The sequence below is a fragment of the Haladaptatus ordinarius genome (assembly GCF_054177595.1).
This window is the reverse complement of the sequence record NZ_JBPEHH010000015.1, coordinates 44144-64998: the sequence shown is the minus strand read 5'-3', so window position 1 is coordinate 64998 and position 20855 is coordinate 44144. Positions and strand designations below refer to the sequence as shown.

At 63.8% G+C, this 20855-nt stretch carries 27 protein-coding genes; 11 read left to right on the top strand and 16 right to left on the bottom strand.

The window, feature by feature from the left end; genetic code table 11:
- Positions 1-47 precede the first annotated feature (47 nt).
- Positions 48-770: an ArsR/SmtB family transcription factor gene (locus ACR3FF_RS08040; RefSeq protein ID WP_458187471.1), complete on the top strand. Its 723-nt coding sequence runs from the start codon at positions 48-50 to the stop codon at positions 768-770.
- A 50-nt stretch (positions 771-820) separates the two neighbouring features.
- Here the strand turns inward: ACR3FF_RS08040 and ACR3FF_RS08035 are convergent, their stop codons facing one another.
- Positions 821-1288 (bottom strand): hypothetical protein, encoded by a 468-nt coding sequence (locus ACR3FF_RS08035; protein WP_458187470.1) that lies wholly within the window; start codon positions 1286-1288, stop codon positions 821-823.
- An 81-nt stretch (positions 1289-1369) separates the two neighbouring features.
- Here ACR3FF_RS08035 and gatD point away from each other — a divergent pair, with 81 nt between their 5' ends.
- Positions 1370-2611 carry a Glu-tRNA(Gln) amidotransferase subunit GatD gene (gatD, locus tag ACR3FF_RS08030; protein ID WP_458187469.1) on the top strand — a complete coding sequence of 414 codons (1242 nt, stop codon included), beginning with the start codon at positions 1370-1372 and terminating at the stop codon, positions 2609-2611.
- Complete coding sequence (locus ACR3FF_RS08025; RefSeq protein ID WP_458187468.1) at positions 2602-3510, top strand: GNAT family N-acetyltransferase; 909 nt, start codon at positions 2602-2604, stop codon at positions 3508-3510. Before gatD ends, ACR3FF_RS08025 begins: the two co-directional genes overlap by 10 nt.
- A 4-nt stretch (positions 3511-3514) precedes the next feature.
- Here the strand turns inward: ACR3FF_RS08025 and ACR3FF_RS08020 are convergent, their stop codons facing one another.
- The 4 genes from ACR3FF_RS08020 to ACR3FF_RS08005 all read right to left on the bottom strand — a co-directional run bounded on the left by ACR3FF_RS08020 (position 3515) and on the right by ACR3FF_RS08005 (position 7463).
- Positions 3515-4627 (bottom strand): DUF7972 family membrane protein, encoded by a 1113-nt coding sequence (locus ACR3FF_RS08020; RefSeq protein WP_458187467.1) that lies wholly within the window; start codon positions 4625-4627, stop codon positions 3515-3517.
- A 144-nt stretch (positions 4628-4771) separates the two neighbouring features.
- Entirely contained in the window at positions 4772-5047 is a 276-nt protein-coding gene (locus ACR3FF_RS08015) for a ubiquitin-like small modifier protein 1 (RefSeq protein ID WP_458187466.1), read from the bottom strand.
- A gap of 147 nt (positions 5048-5194) precedes the next feature.
- A complete protein-coding gene (locus ACR3FF_RS08010; RefSeq protein WP_458187465.1) occupies positions 5195-6691 on the bottom strand; it encodes an HPP family protein in 1497 nt (498 codons plus the stop codon).
- Positions 6692-6728: 37 nt separating this feature from the next.
- Positions 6729-7463 carry a nucleoside phosphorylase gene (locus ACR3FF_RS08005; RefSeq protein ID WP_458187464.1) on the bottom strand — a complete coding sequence of 245 codons (735 nt, stop codon included), beginning with the start codon at positions 7461-7463 and terminating at the stop codon, positions 6729-6731.
- An 88-nt stretch (positions 7464-7551) separates the two neighbouring features.
- Between ACR3FF_RS08005 and ACR3FF_RS08000 the strand changes: the two genes are divergently transcribed.
- On the top strand, positions 7552-7695 hold the full coding sequence (locus ACR3FF_RS08000) for a hypothetical protein (RefSeq protein ID WP_458187463.1): 144 nt from the start codon (positions 7552-7554) through the stop codon (positions 7693-7695).
- A gap of 5 nt (positions 7696-7700) precedes the next feature.
- Here ACR3FF_RS08000 and ACR3FF_RS07995 read toward each other — a convergent pair whose 3' ends face one another.
- A complete protein-coding gene (locus ACR3FF_RS07995) occupies positions 7701-8165 on the bottom strand; it encodes a DUF5812 family protein (RefSeq protein ID WP_458187462.1) in 465 nt (154 codons plus the stop codon).
- A 97-nt stretch (positions 8166-8262) separates the two neighbouring features.
- Positions 8263-8778, bottom strand: a complete 516-nt coding sequence (locus ACR3FF_RS07990; RefSeq protein WP_458187461.1) for a DUF8056 family protein — start codon at positions 8776-8778, stop codon at positions 8263-8265.
- Between the two features lie 161 nt (positions 8779-8939).
- Between ACR3FF_RS07990 and ACR3FF_RS07985 the strand changes: the two genes are divergently transcribed.
- Positions 8940-9530, top strand: coding sequence for an NUDIX hydrolase (locus ACR3FF_RS07985; RefSeq protein WP_458187460.1), 591 nt, complete (start codon positions 8940-8942; stop codon positions 9528-9530).
- A gap of 99 nt (positions 9531-9629) precedes the next feature.
- On the opposite strand, the gene pdxS is transcribed toward ACR3FF_RS07985, so the two are convergent.
- Complete coding sequence (gene pdxS, locus ACR3FF_RS07980) at positions 9630-10538, bottom strand: pyridoxal 5'-phosphate synthase lyase subunit PdxS (protein WP_458187459.1); 909 nt, start codon at positions 10536-10538, stop codon at positions 9630-9632.
- Positions 10539-10708: 170 nt separating this feature from the next.
- Between pdxS and ACR3FF_RS07975 the strand changes: the two genes are divergently transcribed.
- Positions 10709-11428 (top strand): DUF1405 domain-containing protein, encoded by a 720-nt coding sequence (locus ACR3FF_RS07975; RefSeq protein ID WP_458187458.1) that lies wholly within the window; start codon positions 10709-10711, stop codon positions 11426-11428.
- 22 nt (positions 11429-11450) lie between these two features.
- Here the strand turns inward: ACR3FF_RS07975 and ACR3FF_RS07970 are convergent, their stop codons facing one another.
- From ACR3FF_RS07970 to ACR3FF_RS07955, 4 genes are all read right to left on the bottom strand, one after another.
- Complete coding sequence (locus tag ACR3FF_RS07970) at positions 11451-12341, bottom strand: HFX_2341 family transcriptional regulator (protein ID WP_458187457.1); 891 nt, start codon at positions 12339-12341, stop codon at positions 11451-11453.
- Between the two features lie 129 nt (positions 12342-12470).
- Entirely contained in the window at positions 12471-12755 is a 285-nt protein-coding gene (gene hisE, locus ACR3FF_RS07965) for a phosphoribosyl-ATP diphosphatase (RefSeq protein WP_458187456.1), read from the bottom strand.
- Positions 12752-13204, bottom strand: coding sequence for a bifunctional nuclease family protein (locus ACR3FF_RS07960; protein WP_458187455.1), 453 nt, complete (start codon positions 13202-13204; stop codon positions 12752-12754). Before ACR3FF_RS07960 ends, hisE begins: the two co-directional genes overlap by 4 nt.
- A gap of 181 nt (positions 13205-13385) precedes the next feature.
- Positions 13386-13652, bottom strand: a complete 267-nt coding sequence (locus ACR3FF_RS07955; protein WP_458187454.1) for a hypothetical protein — start codon at positions 13650-13652, stop codon at positions 13386-13388.
- 182 nt (positions 13653-13834) lie between these two features.
- On the opposite strand from ACR3FF_RS07955, the gene ACR3FF_RS07950 reads away from it, so the two are divergent.
- Positions 13835-14563, top strand: a complete 729-nt coding sequence (locus tag ACR3FF_RS07950; RefSeq protein WP_458187453.1) for an SDR family oxidoreductase — start codon at positions 13835-13837, stop codon at positions 14561-14563.
- A 27-nt stretch (positions 14564-14590) separates the two neighbouring features.
- Here the strand turns inward: ACR3FF_RS07950 and carA are convergent, their stop codons facing one another.
- Positions 14591-15658 carry a glutamine-hydrolyzing carbamoyl-phosphate synthase small subunit gene (gene carA / locus ACR3FF_RS07945; protein WP_458187452.1) on the bottom strand — a complete coding sequence of 356 codons (1068 nt, stop codon included), beginning with the start codon at positions 15656-15658 and terminating at the stop codon, positions 14591-14593.
- A 102-nt stretch (positions 15659-15760) separates the two neighbouring features.
- On the opposite strand from carA, the gene ACR3FF_RS07940 reads away from it, so the two are divergent.
- Positions 15761-16174, top strand: coding sequence for an Lrp/AsnC family transcriptional regulator (locus ACR3FF_RS07940; protein ID WP_458187451.1), 414 nt, complete (start codon positions 15761-15763; stop codon positions 16172-16174).
- 19 nt (positions 16175-16193) lie between these two features.
- Here the strand turns inward: ACR3FF_RS07940 and ACR3FF_RS07935 are convergent, their stop codons facing one another.
- A complete protein-coding gene (locus ACR3FF_RS07935; RefSeq protein ID WP_458187450.1) occupies positions 16194-16898 on the bottom strand; it encodes a CehA/McbA family metallohydrolase in 705 nt (234 codons plus the stop codon).
- A gap of 52 nt (positions 16899-16950) precedes the next feature.
- On the opposite strand from ACR3FF_RS07935, the gene ACR3FF_RS07930 reads away from it, so the two are divergent.
- From ACR3FF_RS07930 to ACR3FF_RS07920, 3 genes are all read left to right on the top strand, one after another.
- Positions 16951-17907, top strand: coding sequence for a diacylglycerol/lipid kinase family protein (locus ACR3FF_RS07930; RefSeq protein ID WP_458187449.1), 957 nt, complete (start codon positions 16951-16953; stop codon positions 17905-17907).
- Between the two features lie 138 nt (positions 17908-18045).
- A complete protein-coding gene (locus ACR3FF_RS07925; protein ID WP_458187448.1) occupies positions 18046-18552 on the top strand; it encodes a CBS domain-containing protein in 507 nt (168 codons plus the stop codon).
- A 319-nt stretch (positions 18553-18871) separates the two neighbouring features.
- A complete protein-coding gene (locus tag ACR3FF_RS07920; RefSeq protein WP_458187447.1) occupies positions 18872-19801 on the top strand; it encodes a DMT family transporter in 930 nt (309 codons plus the stop codon).
- 81 nt (positions 19802-19882) lie between these two features.
- Here the strand turns inward: ACR3FF_RS07920 and purQ are convergent, their stop codons facing one another.
- Positions 19883-20557 carry a phosphoribosylformylglycinamidine synthase I gene (purQ, locus tag ACR3FF_RS07915; protein ID WP_458187446.1) on the bottom strand — a complete coding sequence of 225 codons (675 nt, stop codon included), beginning with the start codon at positions 20555-20557 and terminating at the stop codon, positions 19883-19885.
- Positions 20554-20805: a phosphoribosylformylglycinamidine synthase subunit PurS gene (purS, locus tag ACR3FF_RS07910; RefSeq protein ID WP_458187482.1), complete on the bottom strand. Its 252-nt coding sequence runs from the start codon at positions 20803-20805 to the stop codon at positions 20554-20556. Before purS ends, purQ begins: the two co-directional genes overlap by 4 nt.
- Positions 20806-20855: the final 50 nt, after the last annotated feature.

The following is a 20855-nucleotide window of genomic DNA, read 5'->3' as shown; positions in this document are numbered from 1 at the left end:
GCCGAGAGACACGCTTTTCCGTTCGCGTTACCAAGTTGTTGACGTGAATGGACTCCGCTGCGCTGCTCGATATCCTCGGGAATGAAAACCGCAGACGTATTCTGCGTCTCCTCTCGCACAAACCCTGCTACGTCACGGAGATTAGCGAGTATCTCGGCGTCAGTCCGAAGGCGGTCATCGACCACCTTCGGAAGCTAGAAGAAGCAGGGTTGGTCGAGAGTCGGACCGACGACCAGCGCCGCAAATACTTCCACATCGCCCGGAATCTCCGACTCGAAGTCGACGTTTCTCCCTACGAGTTCGGCATGAAGAGCGCCTATCCAGCGAGCACCAATCTCGACGTGAGCGCCTGCCAGTATCTCTCGCTCGACATGCAGTACATGCGTGAGCGGGCAACAGAGGGAGGGAACGCCGAAAGCGAGCGAGCGAGCGAAACGCAGGTGAGCGACACTCAGGTACATGACATCGCCGAACTCGCCGAAGAGCTACACTGTCTGGAGGAGTTAAAGAGCGAACTGTCGCTCGCACAGCGATGGGTTCACGGACAGATAACCAACGTCCTCGACACCCTCGGAGACGCGGTGGACGGAGACGGTGCGAATCGCATTCGCGCCGAGATACTGGCCGCCCTCGTGGCGGACGCCGAGACGGTAACGGAGGTGAGTCGGGAGATCAGCGCCCCGGAACACGTCGTCGAAGAACAACTCTCGAGCATGGCCGAGCGCGGAATCGTCGAACGCGAGGACGACCGCTGGTCGTTGTCGCGATGACGCTCACCGAGTCGCAGTCACACCCCGTCTACGAGCGTAGCGGTCGGGACTCAGAGCTCGCGCGTCAGTCCGTCGCGCAGGTCACCGCCGAAGTACGCCCCGAGTCCTGCGACGAGGAAGCCGGTTCCGAGACCGACCGCGGCGGCGGTCGTCCCGCCGATAGCAAGCAGGGTGAGGTTCCCCAGGAGGAGCGTGAGTCCGGCAGCGACCATCCCACCAGTCGCCGTCTCGAGGATTCGTGAACCGCTCGTCAGCGCGCCGAGCGCGAACGACGCGACGAACAGTGCGACGATACTGGTGAGTTTGCTCACGAACGGAACGACTCCCCCGAGAAACATCGCTACGGTCAGCAGTACGGTCGCCAGCAGGAAGTAGCGCGGCGAGAAGATACCGAGCGCTCTCCGTTTGGCGCGGCCGCGAACCCCGTCACGCTGTGCGGACTGCTCTCCGCTCTTCGCATCGCCGAACACGTCCGAGACGTCGTCGCTCGCCTCGCGCGTCTGGGTTCGCTGGGTCATGGACTGCGGTTGACTCCCCGCGGTAATGGGCCTTTCCCCGAAACGAGTGGATTCAAGTCGAACGCCGCGTTACCTCGTCGTATGAATCCAGGCGACCGCGTCCGCATCGAGCGGGCAGACCAGCGCTACGAGGGAGTGTTGTTGCCCTCGACGACGGCGAGCAACCTCGTCGTCAAACTCGAAGGGGGGTACAACGTCGGCATCGACCGCGACGACGCCGACGTAGAGGTCCTCGAATCGTCCGTGTACGACATCGAAGAAGGTGAGACGAGCGACTCGTCCATCGTCGAGTTCGACCCGGAGTTGCCGACTATCTCGCTCATCAGCACGGGGGGAACCATCGCGTCGACCGTCGACTACCGAACCGGTGCGGTCACCGCGCAGTTCGACGCAGAAGACGTGCTTCGTGCGGTGCCGGACCTCGCGGGGCGGGCGAACTACCGAGGGCGAGTCGTCGCCAACATCCTCTCGGAGAACATGACACCCGACGTGTGGCAGGACCTCGCCCGTGCGGTTTCGAACGAAATCGAGAACGGGGCGGACGGCGTCGTCGTCATGCACGGCACCGACACGATGCAGTTCACCGCCGCCGCGCTCTCGTTCATGCTCGACACGCCGGTTCCCGTCGTCTTCACGGGGAGCCAACGGTCTGCGGACCGTCCATCCTCCGACAACGTGATGAACGCGGTCTGTGCCGTCGAAGCCGCGAAATCGGACTGTGCGGAGGTGCTGGTCTGCATGCACGCCTCCGAGAGCGACGACACCTGTGCGCTCCACCGCGGGACGCGCGTCCGCAAGAACCACACGTCGCGTCGAGACGCCTTCGAGACCGTCGGTGCGGAGCCGCTGGGAGAAGTCGACTACGACACGAGCGAGGTGACCTTCCACCGCGATTACAGCGAGCGTGGCGCACAGACGCTCGCGCTCGCTGACGACGTAGAGAGCGAGGTCGAACTGCTGAAGTTCACGCCCGGAATGGGCGTCGAAGCGCTCGACCTCGCCGAGGGGAAGGCTGGCCTCGTCCTGGAAGGAACTGGACTCGGTCACGTCCACACCGACTGGGTCGACCGCATCGCGGAACTGGTCGACGGTGGGACGACCGTCGTCATGACCAGTCAGTGCATCGAGGGGCGCGTCTGTGACCGCGTCTACGACACCGGACGCGACCTGCTAGACGCCGGCATCGTGGAGGGAGAAGACATGCTCCCCGGCACTGCCAAGGTGAAACTGATGTGGTCGCTGGCGAACAGCGACGACCCAGCGGCGACGATGCGAGACCCCCTCGCGGGCGAGATTTCCGAACGGTCGGTGCCATGGGAGTGACCGACCTCGAACTCCGGGAGGCTACCCACGACGACTACGACGCCGTCGCCGCGTTTACCGAGAACACGTGGGCCGACCGCGACGGGAGCGATTACATCCCGCACGTCTACCACGACTGGATAGCGGGCGAGAGAACGCACACCGTCGTCGCCGACACCGGAGACGACGTCGCCGGTATCGCACAGGTGGTCTTGCTCTCGGAGTGGGAGGCGTGGGGACAGGGGATGCGCGTCAACCCCGACTTCCGAGGACGGGGTGTCGGCACCCTCATCACCGACGAGTTGTTCGACTGGGCGCGCGAGCGGGGCGCGACGGTCCAACGGAACATGGTGTTTTCGTGGAACGTCGCCGGACTCGGCCAGTCGCGGGCCGTGGGCTACGACCCGATTACGGAGTTCCGGTGGGCCCATCCCGACCCGAATCCGAACGCTGAGTCGGGCCTGACGGTGACCGACGATGCGAACGCGGCGTGGCGCTACTGGACCGGGAGTGACGCCCGTGCCCACCTTCGCGGTCTCGCGCTCGACTTCGAGGAGTCGTGGGCGCTCTCGGAACTCACCCGCGACGACCTCCAGCGCACCGCCGACCAGGGCGACCTCTTCGTCATGCAGGGCGATGGCACTCGCGGGTTCTCCTGTGCGCTCCGCGAGTACGACCGTGAGACCGACGACGGCGACGAGGAGACGTGGGTCGAGTACGCCGTCGGCGCGTGGGCAGATGCCGAGGCCGCGCGAGCGCTGTTCGCGGCGATCGCCCGCGACGCCGCAGCGCGCGGTGCCGACCGGACGCGTGTGTTGATTCCCGAGACGCCCCGATTCGTCACCGACACGGCCTACTGTCGAGTCGACGTGTCCGACGAACCAGATTTCGTACTCGGGGCCGACCTCACCGCCGAGTGACCTCTCAGTCCCCCGAGTGACTACCCTCCTGTCGAGCGGCGTTCCACTCGCTTGCCGCGTTCTCGCCCCAATCGAACTCGTCGATTTTCGCCCCCCGTTGGAGGATGAACGGCCCGGCAGCGAGCGTGTTGAGCGTCACGGTCACTGCCCGGATGACGTACGAGGTCAGGATGATGTACGGTGCGAGCGCGACGGTGTACGAGATGCTGACGAACAACAACAGCGGCGAGACGCCGAACGCCGACGTCTCGGGGAAGATGTTCGTATCGAGGGCGAGCAAGACGTACGAGGAGAACACGATGGTCGGCAACGAGACGTACAACAGACGACTGGAGAGACGTGCGAGTTCGCGCTTGTAGTACAGCGATTTGAAGTACTCGCGGCCGGTGGCGAAGAACTTGAGCGTGTCGACGAGGTCGTTTATCGCCTCTCGCTCGTCGTCGGCGAGACTGTGGCCGTACTTGCGCTTGAACCGTCGCGCGGCGTTGAGATGGCGCGAGTAGTCGTAGTAGAGCCCCGTGAGCAACACCCTGAACGTGCCGAACTCGGCGTTCGACAGCGTCTCCGCGGTGCGCTCGGCGTCGGCGGTCACCCAGTCGGAGAACGCCTCTGCCTCCCGGCGGAACTCGTCGTCGTCGCTCTTGGCTGCGATGTTCGCCAGTGCCGTCGTCTGCTGGTTGATGACGTGGAGTATCGCTCGCAGGAACTCGGCCGGACGGGCGGGGCTGACGTCCGAATCCATGAACTCCTCGATGCGGTCGCGATACCGCAGCGAGGCGTCGATACGCTCGCGTTGATTCTCGATGTCGGTTATCTCCTGGGAGAAGACGATGGAGTTGATGGAGACGACGATGGAGACGAGCAGGATGATACCGGAAAGAAGCGTGTTGAACATCGATTGCACCGTGTTCGTCTCCGATAGGAGCGTCCGCATATCTATCGGTCGGATACTCGACAGCGTGAGCATGAAGACGAGGACGCTGGCCAGCAAGAACACGGATACCGAGGTGCGCGCGCCCCGAAGGAGAAACCACTGGCTCAGACGCTCGCTGAGCGACAGTCGCTCTTCGTTCTCACCTCGCGGAAGGAGTTCGTTTAGCGTTCGCTTGTCATTCATCGCTGTTCTCGTTCTACGCACCGGTCCGAATGGAGGCCGCCCTTCTGCATGAAGGGGAAAGCAGCCGTACTCCGACGACAGTCCCGTCGGCGACAGTCGGGTTCGCGGGCGGAGAGCCGTCGTCGTTCGTCGGCCGGTTACGTCTCAACCGCCGCTCACGGGTGGGAAGAGAGCGAGTTCGTCGCCCTCTTCGAGTTCCGTCTGCAGGCCGTCCTCGGTGAAGATGTTCGTCCCGTTTCGGAGGACGTTGATGTGGTCGCGGAGCTGCCCGTCCTCGCCGCGAACTCGGTTTTCGAGTTCCGGGCGCGGGTCGAGGAGGGCGTCGAGAGCGTCGCCGACCGTACCGCCCGGTTCGGCGTCCACGGATACTTCCTTGCCTCCGGCGAGCTCGGCGAGGTCCGCGAAGAGTTTCCACTGCATAGTTGTCGTGACGGGCGGGTCCGGGAAGTGGTTTTCTTTCCTGTCGGCACCGTCGATCCCACGCTACGCAGACGCCGTTTCAGTATCGGTCGTACCGGTACGACGTTTCTGTCGGACGACGCGTCCAGTCGATTGTGGCTCCGTGGACTACCCCCGATGGACGACCGCCATGTCGCAGTCGATTTCGTGCATCCGCTCGAACGTGGGCGGCGAGATGAATCGCGAGGCGGCGCTTCGGTCGGTGCTCGCGCCGATGATGATGAGGTCGTAGTGGTCGTCGTTCGCGGTGAGGAAATCCTCGATGTTACTCCGCGAGACGCGCGTCTCGAACGACCCGGAGAAGGCTTCGACGAGGTCGGCGAGGGTCGATTCGGTGCTTCGACGCTCCGTCTCGCGGTCGATACACGTACAGACGCTCACCGACCCCGAGCGCCCGACCAGTCGCCGCGCGAAGTCGATCATCGTGTGGGCCGTGTTGCTCGCCCGTCGGACGGGAACGAGGACGCGCTTCCAGCGCCACCGACTGTCGTTGTCGGGCCCCGGTCGGTACACGATGGCGTCTATCCGCCCCCGAAAGAGACCCCTGACGAACGGCGAGAGCCCCCCGTGTTTCTCCTCGTAGGGCGTGACGATGAGGTCACAGTTCACCTCGCGGGCGGTCTTCAACACGGTGTTGGCGGACGTCTTCCCGTCGCCGGTCACGACGACCTCACAGGGGACGCCCATCCGTGTTCGAATCCGGTGGGCCTGGGTTTCGAGTCGTTCCGCGGCTTCGTCGGCGGCCTTTGCCTCTGCGACTTCCTCTTCCGACGCGAGGTCGGCGGCCTCCGCGTCGACCAGTTTCTGATTCGTACTGGAGTCCCCCCTCGTCTCCTCGGCGGCTTCGATGGCGGTGTCGTCCACGATGTCGAGCAAGACGACCTTCCCAGCGTCGTGGGCCGCCGCCAGTTTCGCGCCGAACATCGCCGCCGCTTCGGCGTCGTCTCCGCGCATAGGGACGAGCACGTGGTCGTCGCCCTTCGTCGAGCGATAGAGGTAGCGCGCCCTTCGTTCGTAGAACTCCCGCCGCCAGAGGACGAACACGCCGGCGACGATACTGCTGGAGACGGCGATACCGAGGACGTAGACGAGTCCCGCGAAGAATCCGCTTCCGTCGGTGAACGGGAACATGACGACGAGCAGCGCCGTCGAGAACGCCGTCGGTTGTTCCACGTCGAGCGACCACGTCACCAGCACTGTCAAGAAGATGCCGAGTGCGGCACCGCCCGCGTGAATCGTCATCTGGCCCGACTGGACGTGATACAGGTACCGAGCGGAAAGCTCCAGTGCGACCCAGCCGCTGAGCGCACCGGCGGTCATCCCCACGACGAACTTCGTCGGTGAGGCGTACTTCCCCTCCGGGTCGGCGAAGAGGGTGTACGTCCCTGAGGCGAGCGGCGGCCACAGCAGGAACGACACGAGTTCCAGCGTGTTCGAAATCCACGTGATGGCGGCGATGATGAGGGGCGCGACTACCAGTATCGTGAGGCGGGTCAGATTTCGCGTGTGCTCGATCCACCGCGTGAACTGTCGAACCTCGCGCCGCTCGAACCGGCGGATACGGCGTAACGCCGCGTGGTACCGCATCCGCAGGTCGTCGAACATAGGGCAAACTGCGTGATTCCAGAATAAATGCGTTCTGTTACCGGGAGAGTGCGACGACCGCGTCGAGCGAGATGCGAATCGCGCGCTCGACGTTGTTCCTCGCCTTCTCGGGGAGTTCGTCGTCCTCGGTGTCGGTGCCTTTCTGCGTTCCCTTCACGAGATTGCCGTCCACGGTACAGATGGCCCCCGACCGCATCCCCTTTCGGCGAGCGATGGAGAAGACCGCGGCGGCTTCCATCTCGACCGAGAGGATGTTCGCTTCCTCCCAGTCGGTGACGTACTCGTCGGTTTCGGCGTAGAAGGCGTCGTCGCTCGCAATCGGGCCGACGTGGACGTCTTCGTCGTTCGCCTCCGACGAATCGACCAGTGCGGAGAGGACGTCGTAGTCGGGCACTGCCGGATAGGTGTCTTTCTCGTAGCGTCGGGTCGTCCCCTCGTCTTTCGCCGCCCCCGTGGCGACGACCATGTCGCCGATTTCGATGTCCTCTTGGAGTGCCCCCGTCGTGCCGACGCGAATCACGGTCTCGACGCCGACGGCCTCCATTTCCTCGATGGCGATGGTCGCGGAGGGACAGCCGATACCGGTCGAACAGATAGTCAGGGGAACGCCCTCGTACTCGGCGTTGACGACCTTGTACTCGCGGTTCTCGGAGACGACCTCGGACGAATCGCACTGTGCCGCGATTCGGTCGACGCGGCCCGGGTCGCCGGGAATCAGCGCGACGTCGTTCAGGTCTCCCTCGTCCACGAGCAGGTGCGGTTGCGTTGCCATGGGTGGGGGTACTCGTGAATACGGGAAAAGCGCCCGGGTTCGAGCGTGTTCCCGAACGATTTTATTGCTCCGCTGACCGCTTGCCGTCGTGTCCCACTGTCCTGATTGTGGCAAAGCAGTCGACGAACTGGTGAAAAGCGACGCGTCTGCTGGCGCGTTCCTCCGCGCGAAAAAGACCGTCTGGGACTGCCCGCACTGTGGTGCGATTCTGGGGGTCAGCGGGGCTACCTGACGACTTCAGGGGAGATATCGAACGCTCACCACGCCGTCTTCCGAGCGCACTTCGACCCGGTTCACGCCGAGTCGGGCCGCACGTGAGAGCGTTCCTTCGTCGTCGAGCACGTCGCTCACGGCGTCTGCGGTCTCCTCCGGCGGCACCGAGAGGACATGAATCTCGCCGATTCCCGCGCGTTCGGTTCGGTCGAGGTCGCCTACGTCCTGTTCCGCTGCGATGTCGCGCTCCTGGATCGTCGGGGGTTCGTCGCTCGCTTCGATCGAGAGGGGGCGATGGTCCTCGACGTTTACGACCTCCCACGTCACCTCCATCGGCGGTTCGGGAGCGACCGTGGCGGCGATGGCGTCGTGGGTTTCGACGCCGGGATTGGTCGAGAGTGTGTGTACTTGCCCGTCGTGAACGTCTTTCAGCACCGCCGACTCGTCTTCGGCGTGGGTGACGAGGAACGTGCTCGTCTTCTCGGTCATGGGCAGACGTAGGTCGTGGGGCCTTTTCCGGATTGCGTTCTTCCGGGTCACGTCGTCGAATCGCGCTCTTTCCCGCGTCGTCCTCTCGCCCGAGTAGCTACCGGACGAGGCGGTGGAGGGCGAAGATGAGGAGTGCGGCCAGAATCGGGGGGACGAGGCCGTACGACTGCGGGAGTGAGTAGAGGAAACTGCCGACTGCGCCCACGTTCGCGGACTGAAACTGCGGCGGGACGGAGATGACGAGCCCGACGTACAGCGAAACGACGAAGACGAACCCCGCGACGGCGAGCAGGGTGTCGTACGCGGAGCCGGTGGTCTCGTCGCGGCGGTGGCGGCGTGCGACGAACAGGACGGGCGCGAACAACGGCCCGAGGACGAAGATAGCGACGACGCCGAGGAAGGCGTTCGAGGTGGTCACCAGCGCCGACTGCCCGAGTGTCCCGACGAACCACTGAATCAGTGCCAACACGAGGACGAAGCCGAGAACGGCACCGAGGAGGAAACTGACAACGACGTACAGGCGGAAAATCGACGACTCGGACGTACGGAAACTGTAGCGAAACGCACCGAGCAACCCGGAGTAGTCCTCGCCGGCAGTGTCGGCGTCGGTCATCGCCTCGAACTCGAACCCGCGAGAAGGTAAATGGCGCGACTCGCGTTCGGGTCCGGCGGTCGAGATTCGTGTCTGTGCCCCTCGTTCGCGTCTCCGGTTCCCCTTCGTGCTCGCGGACGATTTCCGAAGAACGTTTGAAACGGATGGTTCTCTGTAACACCATGAGCACTGACAACGCCATCGACTCGTCCGGACTCTCGGAGGGGTCCGACGAACCTCACAAGAACGCCCGCCAGTCGGTCGTCGCCGTCGACGGCGACGACAACGAACTGGACATAGTCAACCGACTCGACGCGCACATGGGCGACGGCATCCGCCACCGCGCGTTCACGTCGCTCGTCTTCGACGAGGACGACAACATCCTTCTCGCACAGCGCGCACCGACCAAGCGACTCTGGGACACCTACTGGGACGGCACCGTGGCGTCCCACCCCGACCCTGGTCAGTCCCAGGAGGAGGCGACCCGCCAGCGACTCGACGACGAACTCGGCGTCTCGCCCGACCAGTACGACGACTTGCGTGTAACCGACCGATTCGAGTACAAGCGCTACTACGCCCGTGAGGGCGTCGAACACGAGGTCTGTGCCGTGTTGAAGCTCACCCTGCACGACACCACGCTCGACCCGGACGAAGAGGAGGTTGCGGGCCTGATGTGGGTGCCCTACGAGCGCCTGTACGAGCATCCCAGGTGGTACCGCCAACTGCGACTCTGCCCGTGGTTCGAAATCGCCATGCGCCGCGACTTCGAGTAACGATACTTCGTCGCCGGCACTCCGTCGATATCGGACCCGCCGACCTTTACGGTCGTCGCCGTTCCACGACGGGACGGCGACGACAACCGCTCGAACTCCTCAGTTTCCGCGACCCTGCATCTTCTCTTCGTCCGGGAGGTCCACGTTGGCCTCGCCTTTCATGCCCGCGCCGATGTCCTTGCTGATGTCGGCGAGGCGCTCGGGGTCGTCCCAGTTGTTCGTCGCCTCGACGATGGCGTTGGCCATCACCTTCGGACTCTCCGCGCCGAAGATGCCGGAGCCGACGAAGATGCCGTCACAGCCGTGGTGCATCATGAGCGCGGCGTCGGCGGGCGTCGCGATGCCGCCTGCTGCGAAGTTCACGACGGGGAGCCGCCCCGCCTCTGTGGTCTCGTGGACGAGTTCGGCGGGCGCTTCGAGTTCACGGGCGAGCATCTCGCGTTCCTCGTGTGTCTTGCCCGCGAGTTCTCGAATCGCACCCTTGATGGTTCGCTGGTGGTGGACGGCCTGGTTCACGTCGCCCGTACCCGCCTCGCCTTTCGTGCGAATCATCGCCGCGCCCTCGTTGATTCGACGCAGGGCCTCGCCGAGGTCGCGCGCACCACAGACGAACGGCGACGTGAACTCGCGTTTGTCGATGTGATACGTCTCGTCCGCCGGTGTGAGCACCTCGGACTCGTCTATCATGTCCACCCCGATGGATTCGAGAATCTGGGCTTCCGTCGTGTGCCCGATTCGCGCCTTGCCCATCACGGGAATCGAGACTTCGTCGATTATCTCTTCGACGTCGGCGGGGTCGGCCATCCGCGCCACGCCGCCACGTTTTCGGATGTCAGCTGGGACGGCTTCGAGTGCCATCACCGCGACTGCGCCCGCGTCCTCCGCAATTCGGGCCTGTTCGGGGTTCACCACGTCCATGATGACGCCGCCTTTCTGCATCCGGGCGAAGCCGCGCTTGACCAGTTCCGTTCCGCGTTTCAGTTCCTCGATGTCCGTTGGCTCGGCCATGGTGGTCTCTACCGAACCCGAGACTTAAGGCGTACCGATTGCGGAACGAGAATCGGCGTTTCTTTCGATGATCCGCTCGACGGTTCGAGCCGAGTTGAGAACGCGCGGAGAGTCCCGTCGCGTGAAACGTATCGAAGCCTCTTTGCCCCGACCATTCGTTGGCCGCGAGTATGACCGACCTCCCGCCCCGCGAAGACCTTCCGTGGTACGTCGCGCCGCTTCCGCCGTGGCTGGAGGATTTCGGCCTGCGGATGGCGTGGCCCATCGTCGCCATCAACCTCGTCGGCACCGCGTTCGGTTTCTGGTACTACGGTTTTCACCCGCTGCCGCTCTCGGACCCGCTGATAACGTGGCAGTTCGCGGTCGAACCCCCCGTGATGTGGGCGTTCGTGCCGGATAGCCCGGTTGCGACGCTGTTCATCGCGCTCTCGCTCGGCCTGTGGAAACTCGGGCGGAATCGAGAGTGGGTGAACGCGCTGGCCTTCTTCGGCTGTATCAAACTCGGCGCGTGGACGCCGTACGTGCTGGCCACCTTCTTCTCGGGGTTCATCGGGGTCGGCTGGCCGATGTACGCGTTCCTGTTCGGCAGCCACCTCGCCATGGTTGTGGAGGCGTTTCTCATCCACCGATACAGCGATTTTCCGGTCGGAGCGGTGTTCGTCGCCGTCCTCTGGTACGGGGTAAACGACCTCGTGGACTACTTCGTCCCCCTCGTCGGCACGCCCCACCACACTGCCCTTCCCGGACAGGAGGCGCTGGCACTCGGGTACAGCCACCCGACGCCAGCACACGAAATTGCGGCGGCGGGAGCCGTGACACTCACCCTGCTGGCGACGTTTCTCGCCCTCTCGACGCGGGTGAAGAAGTTGGAAGTCGGGAACCGTCGGTGACCGTCGGTGACCGTCCGCCGTCTTACTCCCCGTTCGCGTGCGCTCGAACCCACAGCTCTCCGATTCGTGAGAGCCGCGTCCGATAGGATTTCCCATGTTCTTCCTGCTCTACGTATCCTTTTCCGCCCGGTCCCAGGCGGTCGACGTTGTAGATGACCTTCGACCGAAAGCTGTCGGTGTACTCCTCGTTCAGGTCGCGGGCCAGCGCCTGTGCGAGTTCGCTCACGCTCTCGAACTCGCCGTGTTCGCCCAGCGTGAAGAGGATGAGTTCCTCGAACGGTTTAACGTTGGAGAAGGATGCGACCGGAAGCTCTACGATGTGTCTCCCGTCTATCTCTTTCGCGCCGATGGTCGTCCCGCGCTCGTCGAACTCCGAGAGCAGATCGCTCGCGCTCTCTATGTGGGCTTCGATTCTCGCTTCGTCGACGTCGCCGTCGAGCACGGACCCGAGCAAATCCATCTGTTTGTGCAGTTCCTCGGCGAGTTCGGTTTCGAGGTACTTCTCCGGGGCGGTGTAGTAGGTGTGTATCTTCTCGCGGTCGGCCTGTCGCTCGACCATGATGGAGTGGGCCGCCGTCGCGAAGGCGAAACTGACCGTGCGGGGCATCGCGCTGACGTTCACCCACACCTCGCCGCCAGCGTCGAGTTCGGCGTTGATGCGGTCGTAGGCCTGTTCGAACGCGGCGTCGTAATCGTAGACGTCCTCGATGACGACGCGTTCCGTCTCGGCACCCAGCAGGTTCTCGAAGTCCTTCCCGAGTTTGCGAGAGAGATTGCGAGAGTACTCGACGTTGGCCTCGCTGCCGACCGCACCTTCCAGCAGGATGACGCGGTCGACGTCGAGTTGGTCGCGCACGAGCGGCGCGATGAGCCGGTCGTAGTCGAAGCCGACCGGAACGATGTGCGTTTGCATGGGCGTGGATTCTCGTGAAGTGGGTTTAAAGTCGTCGTCAGCGGGCGTCGTCCGGTTCGCAGGTTCTCACGACGACGCTCGGTCGTCGCGGACGAATCGCCGGTAGAATCCACGAAACGGTGACTCGACCTAGCGCCGCCGAGCCAGTTCCGCGTGTAAGTCGTCCAGGTCCATGTCTTTCATCGCCAGCAGGACGAGGAGGTGGTAGACGATGTCGGCGCTCTCGTGGGCTATCTCCTCGTGGTCGTCGTCTTTCGCGGCCAACACGAGTTCCGTCGTCTCCTCGCCTAGCTTTTCGAGGACTGCGTTCTCGCCTTTCTCGTGGGTGAAAAGCGAGGCGGTGTAGGAGTCTTCGGGGAGCGTCTCCTTTCGGGCCTCAATGGTGGCGAAGAGGTCGTCTAACACGTCGCTCATGGTCCGATCTGGGCGACTTCTCGGATGTCCTGCAGTTCGTCGAACTGCGCACGCTCCTGGTGGCCGTGTTCGAACACCTCGTCCGCGACTTCTATCGGTGCGTTGGTGCGCGAGGCGAGCGCCAGCGAGTCGCTGGGGCGGGCGTCGACGACCTCGTGGCCGCGCGGGGTCTGGATGTGCAGGTCGGCGATGTAGGTGTTGTCCTGCAGTTCACTGACGACGACGCGCTCGATGCGCCCGCCGAGTTCTTCGACGACGTCCAGCAGGAGGTCGTGCGTGAGCGGTCGTCCGATGTCCTCGGCTTCCATCCCACGAGCGATGCTGATGCCCTCCTCGAATCGGATGAAGATGGGAAGGACGTCGTCGCCGTCGTCCGGCGCGAGCACGACCACGGGGAGGGGGCCGTCTCCGGTCGCGGCGACGCGCACCGCGTCGATTGAAACGTTCATACGGGAACCGAAGCGACCCAGTGCCAAAAACTTGCTCACCGCCTGCGTGTTGGCGGTTCTCCACGGTGCGGGGGTGGGGTGTGGGCGGTACGGCCTCGATTCGACCCCGACTTCCACGTCACGCGTCACTTCGCAACCACGGCACATCGCCACACCGCGTGTCACGGTGACGTCGTCAGACTCAAACCATCGTCCCGACCACGCTACCGAGGAGAAACGCCGCTAGCCCGTACCACGGTTCACGCCGGAGGGTTCGCTGGGCCATCGGAACCGCACCGCGAACGCCGATGCCGAGTGCGATGATGACGAACACGACACCCACGGCGACGCTCCGAAAGCCGTGCGCGCTCGCGTAGCCCACCAGCACGCCGACGACGGCACCGAGAACACTAGCGTGGACTTCGGTGTACGTGATGGGGTTTCTACTTTCGACGACCGGTTTGCTCATATGCTACACACGACGGAGCGGTTCTTTTTTTATCACGAAATATTCGAGATAGACAATCTTGTGGGTGGCTCCAGTGGTGCGCTCCCGACGCGGCGGGTTCGTACTACCCGTTCGAACGGCGGAGCGTTCGACCCTCGTTGGCCACGAGACCTTTGCCCGTTCCGGCCGTTCGTTCCCCGAACATGGATATCGACATTCAGCGAGTCCTCGTCGCTGGGGCCAGTGGGGGGACGGGACGTGAAATCTTGCGGCGACTCCAAGACACCGACCTTCACGTCAGGGCGATAACGCGCTCTGCCGAAAAGGAGCGTGAACTCTCCGCACGCGGTGCGAGCGAAGTGTTCGTCGGCGACTTGCTCGACCCGGCGGATGCCTCTCACGCAGTCGCGGACTGCGACGCCGTCCTCTGTACTGTCGGCACGAAACCCGGACTGGGAGTCGTCCTCGACAGCGAACTCGTCGACGGCGCGGGCGTCGAGAATCTCGTCAACGCCGCCGTCGCCGGCGACGTCGACCACTTCGTCTTGGAGAGTTCCATCGGCGTCGGCGACTCCCGCGAGGGAATGCCCGCGCCGTTTCGCGCGCTCATCTGGCGTATCCTGAACGCGAAAAATCACGCCGAGGCGGTGCTCCGAACGTCCCACCTGACCCACACCATCGTCCGACCCGGCGGATTGACCAACGCACCCGCGACTGGCGATGTGGTGGTTGGCGAGGGTGGCGCGACCGTCAGGGGACGAGTTCCTCGTGCCGACGTCGCCCGCCTGATGGTCGCCGCGCCGTTCACGCCGGACGCGAGAAATCGAACCTTCGAAGTCGTCAGTCGAGACGGCCTGCGCGGGACTGCTCGGGGGGTGGTGGAACTCGATTGGCAGGTTCCCGGTGAACAAGAGATCGAACTCGACGAGTAGGTCGCTGTGGATAACCGGAGTCGACGGTCAGTCGGCCGCGACGAGTCGCTTTCGGGGTGCCATCGAAAGCACGTCGTCGAAGAAATCGAGGGTGTCGTGTGGGCCAGGGTTGGCTTCGGGGTGGTACTGGCGGGTGATGACGTCGAGTTCGTCGTTCTCTAGCCCTTCCGGCGTGTCGTCGTTGACGTTGATCTGCGTGACTTCGAGGTTGCCGGGGTCGGCGACGGTGTAGCCGTGGTTCTGGGTGGTCATCACGACCTTGTTAGACGCCACGTCGCGAACTGGCTGGTTGACGCCGCGGTGACCGAAGTCCATCTTCTCGGTCGTGCCGCCGAGTGCGCGGGCGATAATCTGTTGGCCGAGACAGATGCCGGCGAGCGGGAGTTCGCCGACGTAGGTTTCGACCAGTTCCTGTGCCGCTTCGAAGTTCGCAGGGTCGCCCGGGCCGTTCGAAACGAACAGCACGTCGGGGTCGACCTTGTCTACGTCGGCGGCGGTCGCGTCGTACGGGAGCACGTGGACGTCTGCCCCGCGCTCGACGAGCGAGTCGATGATGCTCCCTTTCGCGCCACAGTCGACGAGTGCGACGGTCTTCTCGACCTCACCCTCGCCGAGGTGAATCTCTCGCTCCTCGACGCTGACCTGCGCGCCGATGTCGTGGTGGTCGCTCATGCCCGGACAGGCTTCCAGTTCGGCGAGCGCGTCCTCGGGCGTGGCGTCGTCACCGACCGCGATACCGCACTTCATCGCACCTTCTTCTCGAATCCCACCGACGAGGTCGCGCGTGTCGAGGTGGTCGACCGCAGGAACGCCCTCTGCTTCGAGCCACTCCGCCACGTCGTCGGTCAACTCGCGCGCGACGACGGCGCGCGGATGAACTCGGTCGCTCTCGAACCGTTCCTCGCGGACGCCGTAGTTCCCGATGAGCGGATACGAGAAGGTGAGCACCTGCTCCTCGTAAGAGGGGTCGGTGAGACTCTCCTCGTATCCCGTGTACGCTGTTGTAAAGACCAGTTCCCCGCAAGCCGTTCCCGGAGCACGACCACGTGCTTCGACCACATGGCCGCCCTCCAGCGCGACGTAGGCACCCGGCATTACGAGATTCATATGTAACCGCCCCCTATAAACCTTGCTTTCGAAGCATTGTTACGATATTCGTAATCATCAAGTAGCGGGCCACACTAGGTGCAAACCTCCATGGACGCACTCGACCGTCAAATCCTGAACCTCCTGCGACGAGACGCCCGCACACCGTACACGGAAATCGCGGACGAGGTCGGCACGTCCGAAGGAACGGTACGAAATCGGGTCGAGCGAATGACCGACGACGGCGTCATCGAGCGGTTCACGGTCGCGACGCGCACAGGAAACGTAAAAGCGATGATAGAAATCGGCGTGGACGTCGCCGTCGATACCACGCGGATGTCCGACCGCCTCGCGGACTGGGAACAGGTCGACTTCGTCTGGCAGGTCAGCGGTGAAGACGACATCGTCCTTGTCGTGGACGCCGCCGACACGCAGGGGGTGAATCAACTCATCACCCGCGCACGAGAACTGGAAGAAGTAGTGAGCACGAAGACTCGACTCATCTTAGACGAGCGACTCGGGTAGGTCGTCCCCGGAGACACCGTCACTCCTCTGCCTGGGGCGGTTCTCCGACGCCCGGCGATTCGTCCGCCGGACGGTGAAGATTGTCCTTCCCTTCGTGGACTTTTCGGTAGAGACGGCGAACGCTCTGGTCGAGGGTTCCGCGTCGAACTCGCGGTTCGACGCGGCCGTTCCGAATCGCGTCGACGACGCTCTCGGGGGTGAGCACGTCCGCGTCTACGGCCGTGTACGCGCGACCCACCTCGACCGGGTAGTGGGCGTCGCTCCCGCCGACCAGCGGGAGGTCGTGGCGCTCTGCCAACGTTTGCACCCACTCTTCGGTTCGTGGATGTTTGCCGTTCACTTCGATGGCATCGAAGTCCGCGTCCACCTCGCGGACCGTGCTGTTCCGGTAGGGGTGGGCGACGATGGCCGCACAGTCGCGGTCGTGGGCGAGTTCGACCGTCTCCTCCGGCGTGAGGGTTCCCGGTTCGGTTCGGGTCGGTGGGTCGGGACCGACGACGAGGACGTGGCCTTTCGTCGTCGACACTTCGATACCCGGAATCGTTCGAACCGCACTACTGGAGAGCAGGCGATAGTAGTCGTGGTTCGTCAGCGCGATTCCGTCGAGATTCCGGTAGCGTGCGGCGAGCGCGAGCAGACGGACGCCGACTGGGTCGAACAGTTCGGCTGCCCGCTCGCGCCCGTGAAAGAATCGAGTGTGCGTATGAAGGTCGATGCTGAACACGTTCGAACATGAGGCCGTCAGAACTTTGGTTTTTCCGCCGAAAAATTATCACATGAATGCCGACGAGGCCGGACTCTCGGGCGACCTCGCGGCGACAGACGACATTGAGTACGACCGTGTCGTCGTCTCAAACCCCGTCAGCGGAAACGAAGACAACGCCGAGCAGGTTCGGAACCTCGCTGGAGACCACGATTTTACCGTGCTCGAATCGCGCGAGGAGGGCCACGCCATCGAGCTCGCTCGACACGCCGCCGAGAGCGGCGTCTCGACGGTGGCCGCGGCGGGTGGCGACGGGACGATAAACGAAGTCGTTCGAGGACTCGTGGCGGCAGACGCCCTGGACTCCGTGACGTTCGGCGTCGTCCCGACCGGCACCGGGAACAACTTCGCCGGTAACGTCGGCGTGACGGGCATCGAACAGGCGTTCGAACTGCTCGAAACCGGCGAGCGGAGGCGAATCGACCTCGGAACGACGAACGAGCGGATATTCGTCAACTCCTGTGTCGCGGGGCTGACTGCGGACGCCAGCAGCGAGACCGACTCCGAGCAGAAAGAACGATTCGGCGTGCTCGCCTACGTCGTGAACACGCTCCGCCTGATGACGGATTTCGAGGGCGTCCCGCTCACCGTGGAAGCATCGACCGAGGGCGAGGTGTCCTGGTCCGGCGAGGCCGTCTTCGTGCTCGTCGGTAACGGGCGACGATTCCCGGTGAAAGGTCGCACGCAGGCGAACATGGAAGACGGACGTCTCGACGTGACCATCATCGAGCAGATGCCCACCACGAATCTCGTCGGCGAGGCCACGATCCATCGGTTGTTCGGGGAAGAAACCGAGCACGTGACCCGACTCCAGACGCCCACGCTCGACGTTCGCGTGGAGCGTGACGACCCCGTCGAGTTCAGCCTCGACGGCGAGATGGGTGAGTGGACAGACCAGACGCTCGGCGTGATGCCGCGTGCGCTGGAACTCTGTGTCGGTCCCGACTACGAACCGCTTCCCGACGCATAGACTCTCTGCCCGTTCTCCGGCGGTAGTTGCGAACCAGCCATGGCGTGAGAAAACGGTTCCGTTCTCGAACGGTGCCCACGGCACGAAAACGAGCGCCGCGTAATAAGGTTTACACCGCCACCCTCCCACCAGTCAGGTATGACGATAACGGCCCGTGACCTGATGACGACCGACGTAGAGACCGTCGCACCGGACGACGAAATCGGCGACGTGCTAACCCGCCTCGCCCGCGTGGAGTTCAACGGGTTCCCCGTCACCGAGGACGGTCGACTCGTCGGAATCGTCACACAACACGACCTCGTCCACATGTTCCAGCCGAGCGACCGAACGCTGTGGATTCCGGTCGGATTCCCGCCGTTCCTCGAGAGTCTCGAGTACGCCATCGACCTCTCGTGGGACGAACTCGACGCCGGAATCGACCTCGCGAAGAGCGCGCGAAAGCCAATCAGCGAAATCATGACCGAAGACGTCGTGACCGTCACGCCGGACGACGATTTAGACCACATCCTCGATTTGCTGGCCGACGCCGAAAACGACATCAACCGCCTGCCCGTGCTGGAAGGCGACACGCTCAACGGAATCATCGCACGACAGGACGTGCTTCGAGCGGTCCGTGACCAGCGTCGCGCGTCGGAGGTACCGTAGACATCGCTGTGATACCCCGGGAACGTCGAACACCCCGCTCGAAACGCGACGCTGGTAGACTGACGCGTGGTAGACAGCATCCGACTCCGGCTATCCCTCGCCGAAAGCAGTGGTTGCGGGATGCCAGCCCGGTATCACCCATGAACCACCGTTTTCGCGGCGGTTCGTCTACTACATATATGCAATAAATAATAAATCTGTCTGGGGGTTTCTACACCGGTTCAAGGGCGATTCTGGGTCCCGCCGAGTGCGTTTTCGAATCCGGCATTCGACGGTGGATTTCGAAAGCTACTCCCTCGTTCGACGTGGATGGCAGACAGTGACTGGATATCGAAATGCGGTGTTGTTCGTCCTTCTCGCCGCGGCGTGGGGGTCTGCGTTCATGGCCATCAAGGCAGGGTTGGCGTACTTCCCCCCGGTATTGTTCGCGGCAATCCGCTACGACGTAGCGGGCGTGTTGATGCTGGCCTACGCCGTCTACGTCACCGACCGCTGGCGACCCCGTACCGGCGGCGAGTGGCGACTCGTCCTCGTCGGCGGCGCGTTGATGATCGCGGGCTACCACGCCCTGCTGTTCGTCGGCGAGATGGAGACGACGAGCGCCGTCGCCGCCGTCATCGTCAGTTTCAGCCCCATCCTCACCACCGGATTCGCTCGCGTTCTCCTCCCCAGCGAGCGTCTGGAACCCGCCGGCATCGTGGGGCTCTTGCTCGGACTGGTCGGCGTCGCGGTGCTGAGCCAACCGGACTCGAACAACCTGCTCGCCGCGGATTTCGTCGGGAAAGTGCTCGTGCTCGCGGCGGCGCTCTCTTTCGCCCTCGGGAGCGTGCTCACCAGGCGAATCGACGCCGAACTCCCCATCGAGACGATGGAAGCGTGGTCGATGCTCCTCGGCGCGCTGATGATGCACGCCATGAGCGTCGCCAGACCCAGCGAATCGTTCGCGGCGATCCGATGGACGCCCGAAGCACTGGCCGCGCTGGTCTATCTCTCCATCGTCGCCAGCGCGCTCGGTTTTCTCGTCTACTTCGACCTGCTCGAACGACTGGGGCCGATCGAAATCAACCTCGTCTCCTACGTCGCCCCCGTCTTCGCCGCGATTTCCGGTCTCGCATTCCTGGGCGAACCCGTGACGCCGCTCACCGCGGTCGGATTCCTCGTCATCTTCACTGGCTTCTGTCTGTTGAAGCGACGTGCGATAGCACGCGAACTCCCGCGACTCAGACGCGTCTTCTCGTCCAGTCGATAGGGAACAGGGATCGAGCGATGGACGGCGTCGCCGTCCGAACGTCGAGAAGAGCGCCGTCGGAGAGAACGGCCAGGGTTCGATTCAGCCGAAGGCGTACAGGACGCCTTCGCCGTCCGTGCCGCCGATGTCCGGCAGCGTCGCTCGCTCGGGGTGGGGCATCATGACCGCCACGGTGTCCGACTCGCCGACGATTCCGGCGACGCTCCCTTTCGACCCGTTCGGATTCGCGTCGTCGGTGACGTTTCCGTCCTCGTCGCAGTAGCGAAAGAGGATTCGCCCGTCCGTCTCGAGTTCCTCGTACAGTTCGTCCGTAATCTCGAATCGACCCTCGCCGTGTGCGATGGGTACCTCGATGACTTGGCCTTCGTCGTAGGCCGCAGTCCACGGCGTGTCGGCGTTCTCGACGCGCAGGTAGACGTGTTCACACTGGAACCGCGCGCTCCGATTGGTCGTGAACGCGCCGAGGGTCAGCCCCGACTCGCAGCCGATTTGCGCCCCGTTGCAGACGCCGAGGACGGGAACGCCCGACTCGGCGGCCTCGCGCACCTCGCCCATTATCGGCGAGTTCGCGGCGATGGCTCCCGCCCTGAGGTAGTCCCCGTAGGAGAACCCACCGGGGAGAATCACGCCGGTCGTCTCCTCGGGGAGACCGTCTTCGTGCCAAACGATTTCGGCCTCGATATCGAGGTGCGAGAGCGCGCGCTCCGTGTCGCGGTCGCAGTTGCTTCCACCGAACTCGACGATAGCGACCGTCATCGTTCCTCGATAGCCACCGTGTAGTCGTGAATCGTTGGATTGGCGAGCAGGCGGTCGGCCATCTCCCCGACGCGGTCTTCGGCCTCCGCTGGCGATTCCGCGTCGAGGTCGATTTCGAACTCGTCCGCCGACCGGAGCGACTCCAGTTCGAAGCCGAGTCGTTCCAGCGCCCGTCGCGTCGTCTCGGCCTCGGGGTCGAGGACACCTCGTTTCAGCCGAACGGTCACCGTCGCGGTGTAGGCAGTCATCACCTGCTCTTGCGCGTCCGTGCTCAAAAGCTCTTTTGGAATGAGTTCGA